The organism is Novosphingobium sp. (assembly GCF_965228995.1).
In the GTDB taxonomy this organism is placed as follows: domain Bacteria; phylum Pseudomonadota; class Alphaproteobacteria; order Sphingomonadales; family Sphingomonadaceae; genus Novosphingobium.
Map to the genome: position 1 here is coordinate 1,111,919 of NZ_OZ245852.1, position 11,104 is coordinate 1,123,022.

Annotated in this window: 10 protein-coding genes; 8 read left to right on the forward strand and 2 right to left on the reverse strand. The window is 65.2% G+C overall.

Features of this window, described 5'->3' with window-relative positions; all coding sequences use genetic code 11:
* The first annotated feature begins 61 nt into the window (after positions 1 to 61).
* From ACO056_RS05135 to ACO056_RS05165, 7 genes are all read left to right on the forward strand, one after another.
* Complete coding sequence (locus tag ACO056_RS05135; RefSeq protein WP_421852792.1) at positions 62 to 1,093, forward strand: chemotaxis protein CheB; 1,032 nt, start codon at positions 62 to 64, stop codon at positions 1,091 to 1,093.
* 219 nt (positions 1,094 to 1,312) lie between these two features.
* Positions 1,313 to 1,963 carry a helix-turn-helix domain-containing protein gene (locus ACO056_RS05140; protein ID WP_421852795.1) on the forward strand — a complete coding sequence of 217 codons (651 nt, stop codon included), beginning with the start codon at positions 1,313 to 1,315 and terminating at the stop codon, positions 1,961 to 1,963.
* A gap of 238 nt (positions 1,964 to 2,201) precedes the next feature.
* On the forward strand, positions 2,202 to 3,086 hold the full coding sequence (locus tag ACO056_RS05145) for a GGDEF domain-containing protein (protein ID WP_421852798.1): 885 nt from the start codon (positions 2,202 to 2,204) through the stop codon (positions 3,084 to 3,086).
* A gap of 195 nt (positions 3,087 to 3,281) precedes the next feature.
* Complete coding sequence (locus ACO056_RS05150; protein ID WP_421852801.1) at positions 3,282 to 5,771, forward strand: TonB-dependent receptor; 2,490 nt, start codon at positions 3,282 to 3,284, stop codon at positions 5,769 to 5,771.
* 262 nt (positions 5,772 to 6,033) lie between these two features.
* On the forward strand, positions 6,034 to 6,903 hold the full coding sequence (locus tag ACO056_RS05155) for a cobalamin B12-binding domain-containing protein (RefSeq protein WP_421852804.1): 870 nt from the start codon (positions 6,034 to 6,036) through the stop codon (positions 6,901 to 6,903).
* Between the two features lie 262 nt (positions 6,904 to 7,165).
* Complete coding sequence (locus ACO056_RS05160; RefSeq protein ID WP_421852807.1) at positions 7,166 to 7,777, forward strand: cytochrome b/b6 domain-containing protein; 612 nt, start codon at positions 7,166 to 7,168, stop codon at positions 7,775 to 7,777.
* A gap of 9 nt (positions 7,778 to 7,786) precedes the next feature.
* On the forward strand, positions 7,787 to 8,320 hold the full coding sequence (locus ACO056_RS05165; protein WP_421852810.1) for a helix-turn-helix transcriptional regulator: 534 nt from the start codon (positions 7,787 to 7,789) through the stop codon (positions 8,318 to 8,320).
* A gap of 1 nt (position 8,321) precedes the next feature.
* Here the strand turns inward: ACO056_RS05165 and fliS are convergent, their stop codons facing one another.
* Entirely contained in the window at positions 8,322 to 8,702 is a 381-nt protein-coding gene (gene fliS, locus ACO056_RS05170) for a flagellar export chaperone FliS (RefSeq protein WP_421852813.1), read from the reverse strand.
* Positions 8,702 to 9,718, reverse strand: a complete 1,017-nt coding sequence (gene fliD, locus ACO056_RS05175) for a flagellar filament capping protein FliD (protein WP_421852816.1) — start codon at positions 9,716 to 9,718, stop codon at positions 8,702 to 8,704. Before fliD ends, fliS begins: the two co-directional genes overlap by 1 nt.
* 366 nt (positions 9,719 to 10,084) lie before the next feature.
* Here fliD and ACO056_RS05180 point away from each other — a divergent pair, with 366 nt between their 5' ends.
* On the forward strand, positions 10,085 to 10,966 hold the full coding sequence (locus tag ACO056_RS05180) for a flagellin (RefSeq protein WP_421852821.1): 882 nt from the start codon (positions 10,085 to 10,087) through the stop codon (positions 10,964 to 10,966).
* The last annotated feature ends 138 nt before the right edge of the window (positions 10,967 to 11,104 follow it).

Below are 11,104 nucleotides of genomic sequence, written 5' to 3' on the forward strand. Positions count from 1 at the left end.
GGGTATCACGCAAGGGACAGCGCCCGGTTTGCGGCGCGCCAACAGGAAGGTCAGCCTCCCCATGCATGAAGCCCGGGTCCTCGTGGTCGATGATTCCGCCGCGATGCGCGCGCTCTTCTCCGATATTCTCGACGAGGCCAAGAATGTCCGCGTCGTGGGTGTCGCCGCCAACGCAGGCGCAGCGCGCGAACAGATCGCCGAATTGAAGCCCAACGTCATCACGCTCGACGTGGAGATGCCGGGAATGAGCGGGATCGAGTTCCTCGCCGAGATCATGGAGACCAATCCGCTGCCGGTGGTGATGCTCTCCAGCCTCACGCAGGCGGGGACGGAAACCTCGCTCAAGGCCTATGAACTGGGCGCGGTGGAATGCTTTCCCAAGCCGCTGAAAGCGACGCCGGAGCAGTTCAGCAAGACGGTGGGCAAGCTCGGCAAGATCGTGCTCGCTGCCGCCAACAGCAACGTGCATGACCGCAAGGCGCGTGCCGAGCCCAAGAGCGCGGGCGACGTGCCCTTTACGTGGAACGGCCGCATCGCCGCGTTCAGCGCCTCGATGGGCGGGATCGACGCGCTGACGACGATCCTTTCGCAGTTTCCCGCCAATTGCCCGCCGACGGTGGTGTGCCTGCAGGCCGAGCCGATGGTGGTCGAAACGTTCATCAAGCGGCTCGACACCGATCTCAAGTGCAACGTGCGCGCGGCCAAGGATGGCGCGAGCCTGGCGCAGGGCACGATCCACATCGCTGCCGATCCCGATCGCCACGTGGTGGTCGAACCCGGCCAGCCCGGGCGGATCCGCCTGATGGAGCGCGATGCGGTCGATGGCGCGCGGCCTTCGGCCAACCTGCTGTTCGGCTCGATTGCGCGCGGCGCGGTGCCGGCGGTGGGCACGGTGCTGACCGGCATGGGCGCCGACGGTGCGCGCGGGCTCAGGCTGATGCGCGACGCCGGGCAGGATACCCTGGTGCAGGACCGCGCGACCGCGATGGTCGCCGAAGCGCCGACGGCTGCCATCGAAGCCGGCGGCGCGGCCCGCGAAGTCGGCCTCGGCGACCTCGGCGCTGAAGTGCTGAAGGCATGCGGCATCGGTTGAGGCGTTTGATGCGTTTCCCCCGAGGCGTTGATCCCCCCTGGAACGCCTGACTCGAGCCCGGAACCGCCCCCCTGCGGTTCCGGGCTTTTCTTTTCGGGGTGGCCGGGGAGAGCACGGGCTCACCGGAATATTTACCTGAAGCCTTACCCGCAACTTGGCCGGTAACGCGATCTTAACGGCTTCGGCAGCGATGTTGGCATGAGGAGAATGCCCAACGTCATGCCGATCCCCGCTCACTTTGAAGACCTCCCCGTCGATCCGCTTCGCCCGCGCGCCGCACGGCGCCAGTTGCGGGTTGAATCCGAAGGTTCCACGGCCACCGGCCAGACCGCACGGGTGCTGATCCACAACGTCTCGGTCACCGGTCTGCTCATCGAAAGCGCGGTCGAGCTGACTGCGGACGAACGGATCGAGATTGCCTTGCCCGAAATCGGCACGGCCTCGGCGCATGTCGTCTGGATGAGCGAGAACTTTTACGGTTGCCGGTTTGAGACACCGCTATCCACCGGTGCGCTAGGCGCGCTGGAGCTCTATTCGCAGGCGGCGGCGGCTCCTGTCCCGGTCGAGCCGGGCGATACCTTGCCGGTTCGTATCGCACGGCTGCGCAAGGAGCAGGGCCTGACACTCGAGGCCTTGGCCGCGCTGGTGAATGTCAGCAAGCCGACGGTGTGGGCGTGGGAGCAAGGCAAGAGCAGGCCGACTCAGGAGCGTATTGCTGCGCTGGCGCAGCTGCTCGGCGTGGCTGAAGACGAACTCATCAACGGACGTGACGGCGAGGCGCTGGCCAATGCGCTCAGCCAGGCGCGCAACGTCGTCGCCAAGGCGTTTGGCGTGGATCCGAGCCGTGTGAAAGTCTCGATCGAGCTCTGAATCCGGCACAACGAACAGAGAATCGCTTCACCCCGAATTAACCACTTTTCATCGCCCCGATTCGCGGTTATTCCATTGAATTAACAGCCAAATTTTAGTCTGGTTAAGTAACCCGCCTAACTTTGGCCGACCCCGCCGGCAGGGAGGGGATCATGGAGCAAGGCGATCGTTTCGCCCGGGCCAGCCAAGGGTACTTGGCGGCGTGACCGGGTGCGCGGTCTTGAGGGGCGCAAGGCGAATGCGGGTCGAGTTCACGACGAGGGAACGGTTGGCAGTCTATGGTCTGCTTGCCGACCATTCCACGGATATCATCCTGAAGACCGATCGCCGCGGCTTCGTGCTCGCGGCCTCGCCGGGGCTCCGGCAGCTTGGGCTGGCGCTGCCGGCGCTGCTGATCGGGCCGCACCTGCGCGATCTGATTCACCCCGACTACCGCGATCTGATCGAGGATGAACACCGCGCCGCCATCGCCGGTCAGGACAACGGCGCCTGGCTTGAACTTCGCGCGGCGCACGAGAGTGGCAACGGGCAATGGTTCGAGTGTCAGATTCGCCCGATGTTCGACCAGTTCGGCAAGATCTATGGCGCGCTGGTGGTCATGCGCTGCATCGCCGAGCGCAAATCGCTGGAAGAACGCCTGTTCGCTGCCGAATTCACCGATCCACTGACTCGGCTGACCAACCGCATCGCGTTTGTCGCGATGCTCGAACACCTCGTGGCGACACCCCAGCAGGCCGCGCTCGCGCTGTTCGATATCGATCATTTCATGAAGCTCAACATGCGCTTCGGGCAGCATGCGGGGGATGACCTGCTGGTCGCTTTCGCCGGGCTGCTGCGCGCCATGACCCGGAGCGACGACATCATCTCGCGGGTATCGGGCGAGCGCTTCGGGGTGATCATGCCCGGACTGCTGCCCGAGGCGGCAGCGGCAGCCTGCGTGCCGATCGTCGAAACTTTCGCCCAGGCGGGGCGGGCCACATTGGGCGGCAATTTCGCGGTTTCGACAAGTGTCGGGATCGCGGAAATTGCGCTCTCATCCGACAATACCGTCAAGAATGCCGAACTGGCGCTGTTTCTCGCCAAGGCCAAGGGCCGCTCGCGGATAGAGACCAGCCCGAGATGATGGCGGGGCGGTCCGTCCAGCCAGGGCGACTGGCAACCGCGAAACGTTCGGACTGCCACACATTCTACAAAAGTTAGCTATCGCCACGGAATTGTCTCCGTTCTGTAACTAACCAAAGTCAATTGCGCCCTCATCGGACGGTGCAGGTGGCAGCGAAGAGCGCTGCCCTGCCCGTTGCCAGGGAGGACCCCACGAATGACTGTTTCCAAGCCTTGGACTCTGATGCTGGCCGCTTCCGGGCTGGCGCTGGCGAGTTCCGCTCATGCCGCCGAAGCGGCGCAAGCTGCAGAAGTTGCCGCGCCCGCACCGGCCGATAGCGCGGCAGCTGCCGGTACTAGCCAATCGGGCCTGACCGAGATCGTGGTGACCGCGACCAAGCGCGAAACGAATCTCCAGAAGACGCCGATCTCGATCTCGGTGATCGGCGCCGACATCGTCGAGAAGCGCCACGTCCAGAGCCTGATGGACCTCGCCGACGGCGGCGTTCCCTCGCTGCGCGTGGCCACGTTCGAAGCCCGCCAGTCGGCGCTGACGGTCGGCATCCGCGGCATCGTGCCGTTCGACCAGAATCAGGTCGCGCGCGAGCCGGGCGTCGGTGTCTACATCGACGGCGTGTACCTCGGCCGCTCGCAGGGCCTGAATGCCGCGCTGTTCGATGTCGAGCGGATCGAAGTGCTGCGCGGGCCGCAGGGCACCCTGTTTGGCCGCAACACCGAAGGCGGCGCGCTGAGCCTCGTGACCAAGGCGCCCACCGGCGAATTCGGCGGCCGGGTCGAAGCGGGCGTGGGCAATTATGGTTCCTACAACGGCTCGTTCCACATCAACCTGCCGGCCTTCGCCAACTTCGCGGTGAAGGTGGACGGTCTGATCGATCATCAGGATGCCACCACCAGGAACCCGGCCAGCGGCCAGTATGGCTGGAACTACCACAACCGCGTGGGCGGCCGCATCGCCGGGCGGTGGACGCCGATCTCGGGCCTGACGGTGGACCTCACTTACGATCAGGCCAAGGACGAGAATACGCCGTTCTACAGCCAGCTGCTCAACTACAACCCCAACGGCTATGACGTGGGCACGTTCGTCGGCAGCAAGCTGGTTTGCCCGGGCAGCGGCCCGTGTATCGCCCCCAAGGCGCCGCTGGTGCAGGTCAGCGGGAACCACCGCATGGATGTCGCCGATCTCGGCGTGATACAGCAGCCCAGCGTCGACCAGACGCACGGCTTCAGCGCGAACATCAAGTACAAGCTGACCCCCGACCTCGAGCTGCGCTCGATCACCGCATGGCGCGGGGTGGAAACGCACCAGTGGGACGGTTCGGCCGGCGCGCATCGCAGCACGTTCTCGCCCAACGCCCAGTTTGGCCGTTACAGCCTTTCCGAGCTTTTCCAGCACCAGTTCAGCCAGGAGCTGCAGCTGGTTGGCAGCATCCCGCAGATCGATTTCGTGCTCGGCGGGTACTACTTCAACGAGCATGTCAACGAACGCGCGGCGACGCCGAACCCGCTGCAGTGGAACGCGGATGGTACCGCCTACACCTTCGTCAATCAGGTGCCCGCCAATCCCAACGCGCCGATCACTTCGGGCAATCAGGGTTGGGACCGGGCCTACTGGTTCATCCAGCGTGACAGCGAGGCCGTGGGCAAGAGCTATGGCGTTTTCGGCCAGGCCACCTGGACGCCGGCCAGTTTCGACATGCTGCACCTGACGGTTGGCGGGCGCTATACGCACGAAACCCGCAAGGGCGCGCTGACGCTGATCAACAATGCGCCGTTCCTCGGCGGTGCGCTCGATTACAAGAACAGCCGCTTCGATCCGATGGTGACGCTGGCGTGGGATGCGGCCGACGGCATCAATCTCTACGCCAAGTATTCGACCGGCTTCCGTGCCGGCGGCGCCAACTCGCGCTCGGGATCGTTCCGCCAGTTCGCGCCTGAAGCGGTGAAGTCCTACGAAATCGGCGCCAAGACCGACTTCTTCGATCACCACGTGCGCCTGAACCTTGCCGGGTACATCATGGACCGCAGCGGTACCCAGATCGACTTCGATTTCGTCGATACCAACCGCTTCCTCGCCGATGGCGTGACGGCCAACCCGTTCTTCAACAAGCACACCGAGGAAACCGCGAACGCCCCGGGCAATTCGCCGATCCGCGGCGTGGAAGCCGAGCTGACTGTAAAGCCGATGGCGGGCCTGACACTCGGCGCGAGCTATGCCTATACCGATGTGAAGGTGCCGGCGACGCCGAACCCGCTGGCGGGGCCGCTGTTTGGCATCCCCTATCAGGTGTTCACGGTCTACACGCCCAAGAACGCCGCGGCAGGCTCGATCGATTACGAGCTGCCGATCGGGGCCAACAGCATGTCGCTCATGCTGCACCTGGACGCCAACTATTCGGATCCCACCTACAGCTTCCAGAACGAGAACGTGCAGACCGAATCGGCCTTCATCGTGAACGCGCGGCTGGCGCTGGGCGATATTCCGCTGACGGCAAACGGCACCAAGGCGACGCTCAGCGTGTGGGCCCGCAATCTGTTCAACGAGGACCACATCTATCGCCGCTCGAACGCCAACAGTTCGCCGACGGTCAACAACGACGGTTCGCTGAACTATTCGGGCGTGCTGGGCGATTACGGGAACTTCAACCCGCCGCGCACGTTTGGCGTCCAGGCCTCGATCAACTTCTGATCTGGCTCGATATTCCTTGCGAAGCGCAGGCAAGCCCCCCCCGCCTGCGCACTTCGCGGGTGGAGGAGCCAGATGGCTCCTCCACCCCATCGCAAGGACGCCGCTGCATGCGGTGACCAAAGCCCTGACACGTAAGGGCAGGGGATAGGCGGAAACAGCACTCGACAGCTTCGGGCCAATGTGGTGTCTTTATGCTTAGCGACTCGTAAGCAGTTGTGGGTGTTGGGGGAATTTCGCCATGGTGCGGGCGGCAAGGGTTGCAATGCCGGCGATGGACCGGCGAGGTCTTGAGCGGCTGGAAACACATTTCGTTTCGCCGGAATTCTATCGCCGTGATGACGTTGCCGTGCGTCAGGCGCGGCTTGCCGAAGTGGTGGCAGGGCGGATCATTCCGCAGCTACTGCGGCTCCACACCGAGGTCCTGCCCGAGGCACCGCCGGTCGAACTCGTGGTCGAGGCGCTGGCGCCAAGCAGTTCGGATATTTCCGCCCTCGCCCATATCGTGCTGGGCAGCGATCTGGAGGCAGCGGTCTCCTATGTGCTGGTCCTGCGCGACCGCGGGCTTTCGATGGAGACGCTGTTCCTCGAACTGCTCGAGCCGGCGGCGCGCTATCTCGGCCAGCTGTGGGACGAGGACGAATGCGATTTCATCGACGTGACGCTGGGCGTGGCGCGGCTCCAGAAGCTGCTGGCGACGTTCAACGGATCGCACCTGCTGCCCGGGCTTGATACGCGGCGGCAGGTCCTGATGGCGGTGACGCCGGGGGACCAGCACTATTTCGGCGCAAGCATGGTCGAGCGGTTTCTCTCGGCAGCAGGTTGGGGCGTCGAGACCGCGTTTGACCGCAGCGCCGAGGACATCGCGCAGGCGGCTCATGCGCAGTGGTTTGCGGTGGCGGGGCTGACGGTTGGCTCGGAGCGATCACTGCCCCGGCTGGAGGAGACGATCCGGCTGATCCGGCGGCATTCGCGCAACCAGATGATCGGCGTGATGGTAGGCGGGCCGCTGTTTACCGCCGATCCCGCGCTCGCGCTCGAAGTCGGCGCGGATGGCACTGCGGCCAATGCTCCGGCGGCCGTGCTGATGGCGCAAAAGCTGTTTGACGAGATCGCGCTGAAGATCGCGGACTGAAGGGGCGGCGCGTGGGCGCGATTTGCCGTCTGACTCTGGCCAAGCGCGAGGCATAAGCGTCCGCTTATCGGCGGCCCGCTAAGCGCGGCGCCAATGGCGCAGGGCCTGCTGGCGGCCCACCTCAATGTCTCCAACCATGCGTAGGAGACAATCATGATCACGAAGGCATTTGTTTTGGGTATGGCCCTTGCGGCAGGTCTCGCCCCGCCCTTGGCTGCGGCGCCGGTCGGTGAGGAAGCACCAAAGGTTTCGGAGCGCGGCGATGACTGACGCAACCACCCATCGCCGCTGGGATCCGCTGGTGAAGCTCACCCACTGGTCCGTCGCGCTCGCCGTTCTCGCCAATGCCCTGTTCACCGAAGGCGGCTCTTCCACGCATGTCTGGGTCGGCTATGCGCTGGCGGGAATTCTGGCGCTGCGCTTGCTGTGGGGGCTGGTCGGCCCTGTCGAGGCGCGGTTTCGCTCCTTTCCGCCAAGCCCCGCGCGTGCGGTTGCCCATGTGCGGGAGATTGCAGCAGGGAAGACGGGCGCGCATCGATCGCACAATCCGCTTGGCGCGCTGATGGTCTACGCCATCTGGGGGACTTTGCTGGTGATTATCGGCACCGGCATCGGCATGTCGGGTCTACCGTCTGGCCGAGCCAGTGAACGCCCAGCTGTGACCGCTGGCATGTTGGCGGGCGAAGAGGCTGGCGAGCGGGAAGCCGGTGACGCGGAAAATGGTGAGCGCGAGGAAGGTCCGCTGGGCGAAGTGCACGAAGCAGCGGTCAACCTGCTCTATGGCCTGATCCTGCTCCACATCGGCGGGGTGGTGTTCGAAAGCCGCCGGCAGCGCCGCAACCTTGCACTGGCCATGCTTCCGGGAGGCCGTTAGGTTTCGCCAATGGTCTCGGAACGCAAGGAGCGCCTGCATCGCAAGGCCGCCATGATGGCAATCGTGGTGACCTTGCAGGCGCTCGCCGCGGGCCTGTTCCTGATCGACTTCATGGCGGATGTGGCGGACGAAGGCTGGACCGGGCACCTCATCGCCGAAGGCGCTGCGGCGATTGCGCTGGTGGCGGCGGTGACAGTCGGCGCGCTGCAGGTGCGGGGCCTGATCGAGCAGGCCCGGCAGGACAATCTGGCGGTGGCACTGGCGCGGCGCGCAGTCGCAGACCTGATCCGCCTGCGGTTTGCCGAATGGCGACTGACCGCCGCTGAAGCTGATGTGGCGCTCTTTGCGATCAAGGGCGCGGACATAACTGAAATCGCCCGTCTGCGCGGCGCAGCCGTGGGCACGGTGCGCGCGCAGCTCACACGGATTTATGCCAAGTCCGGGGTCAGCAGCCATTCCTCCCTGGTTGCACTGTTTCTCGATGATCTGATCGATCCCGCCTTGCCGGCGACCAGTGATACCGATCCGGCAGACCGGGCTTGAGTCAGCTCGCCGCCGTGCCCAGCATCGCCTCGCGGATATCGAGGAGATCGGTGCGGATCGTTTCCAGCTGAGCTGCATCGAACCGCAGGGCGTTGTCGAGGATGGTGCGGCGCGCGGCCTGGTAGAGCTGGAGGAGCGGCTGGCCGGCGGGGTGTGCACTGTCGACGCCCAGTTCAAGCGCGGTGATCGCGGCTACGGCGCGGGTCAGCGCTGCGCTTTTGGCGGAATTGTCGCCATGCTCCTGCGCATAGATCGCGCGGCCGAGCGAGCCGGCGGCCTGTTCGAGGCATAGCGCGACGAGCTGGAGCGAGCTGGCGCCCTTGACGCGGGCATCGAAATCGACGCGGCGGTAGGTTTCTCCGGGATCGCGGCTGAGCAGCATCAGTTCTTCCCGTTCCACGCGCTGATCTGGGCCTGCAGGAACGACAGCGTCGACTTGGAATCGCTGACGCTCGAATCGAGCTTGGCGAAGCGCGAAAGGAGGCGCTGGCGCAAGTCTTCCTGCTTGGTGGCGATATCGCTCTTCTGCGTGCCGAGCGTGGTCTGCAGCTTGGTGAGCCGCGCGATCGAGCCGCCGAGCGAGGACGCATCGCTGCTCGAGCTGACGGTACGGGCGAGTTTGTCGAACGTGGCGTAGACACCGTAGAGCCCATTGGTGAACATCGCGCCGGTGCCGATGGGATCGCTCTTCAGCGTGGCAGTGAGGCGCTTGTCGTCGAGCGTGAAGGTGCCATCGCGGTTGATCTTGAGGCCGAGCTCGGCGAGCGTGGTGGGCGCGCCGCTGGCGTTCGAGGGCATGACTTGCGTGCTTGCCAGAGTGGTCAGCTGGCGCCGCAGCGTGCGCGCGCCGGGGTCGCTGCCCAGCGAGCCGGAGTTGGGATCGGTATCCTTGTTGAGCTCGGACACCATCTCGTTGAGCGCGGAGGTGAGGTCCTGCATCGCGCTGGTGATCGCGCTGCCGGGATCGCCGTAGCTGATCGTGGTCGGTGCGCCGGGATTGGTGCCGGTGAGTTTCAGCGAGAGGCCGGGAGCCGCATCGGTGACGGTGTTGGTGCCCGCGGTGCGCGCGACGCCATCGAGGAGGAAGGCGGCATCGGTTGCGGGAGCCTTGAGGCGGGTGGCATCGCCCGATGGATCCCAGGCGAGGGCGGCAAGGCCCGGTTCGGTCGGGCTTTCGGCGGCCTCGAGGACGAAGCCGTTCGCCGCGCCGTCCCGCCCCTTGAGCACAAGCTGCGCGCCATCGGTGCCGGTGGCGACATAGGCCGTGACGCCCGCGCCGCTGCCGTTGATGGCGCTGGCGACGGTGGCGAGCGTGGCGCCGGTGGGGATCACGAGATCGACCTGCGCCCGCGCAGCATCGGCGGTGAACGTGCCGCCGCTGACAGAGCCGAAGCGCAAGGTGAGCGTACCTGCGCCGACGGGCGTGGTCTCGCTCGCGATGGGCGCCGTGACGAGGGTCTGGGCCTTCCCAAGGCGGCGGCGCTTCCTCCGGTCCTGCGCTCTGCCTGATCCATGTTCATTTTTCTGAGCCCTGTCCTAAGCAGCGTCTTAACCATCGAGACAGGCTGTTTTTCGCGCGAAAACGTCAAGCGCCCCGAAACTTTAAGCTCCGGGCGTACCCTAAGGGCTAGTACGTTGGTGCGGCAGGCCGCTGCCGAGCGCCCCCTTAAACCCGGCAGCCTTTTGCCGGTCTTTGCCGTGGCTGCCGCGTCGATCCCCGACCGGCGTCAACCGGGGAACGACCCCTCTTAACGGAGACAGACCATGGCGGTAATCAATACCAACATCAGCGCGATCAAGGCGGCGAACGCTTCGAACAGCGCGGCCAAGATGGCTGGTCAGGCGATGGAGCGCCTTTCGACCGGCAAGCGCATCAACGGTGCGAAGGACGACGCGGCGGGCCTTGCCATTGCGACCACGATGACCTCGCAGATCAAGGGCATGAGCCAGGGCGTGCGCAACGCCAACGACGGTATCAGCATGGCGCAGACCGCGGAAGGCGCGCTCAACGAAGTGACCAACATGCTGCAGCGCGTCCGCGAACTGGCCGTGCAGTCGAAGTCGGGCACTTACCAGCAGTCTGACCGCGATGCGATGCAGTCGGAAGTCGGCAACCTCAACGCGCAGATCTCGGACGTGCTGAACAACACCAAGTTCAACGGCAACGCGGTGTTCTCGGTGGTCGGTGCGGCTCCGGCTACGGACGGTTCGGACGACAAGACGGTCGCGATCCAGACCGGCGCCAACAGCGCCGACACGGTCGACATCGTTTCGAAGGCTTTCGACGGCACCAAGCTCTTCGGCGGTACCGCCACGTCTTACGACTCGGCTTCGACTACGCAGGCCCTCGACGTCTCGTCAGACACCGCTGCCTCCACCACGATCGACAACGTCGATTCCGCGCTTGCCAACGTCAACTCGACCCGTGCGACGTTCGGTGCCGGCCAGAACCGTCTGGAATCGGCCGTCAACAACCTCAACGACAACATCACCAACCTGTCGGACGCCCGTTCGCGCATTCAGGATACCGACTACTCGGCCGAAACGACCGCGATGGCCAAGGCCCAGATCCTCAGCCAGGCCTCGACCGCGATGATCGCGCAGGCCAACCAGAGCCAGCAGAACGTGCTCTCGCTGCTGCGCTAGGTTTGAGCTCCCCCCGCAAGCCCGTTCTCCACCGGGCGCGCATCTTGCCCGGCGATCCCTTTGGTGGATCGCCGGGTTTTTGATTCCTCCCCCGGCGGGGGAGGGGGACCATCCGCAGGATGGTGGAGGGGCAGGTGC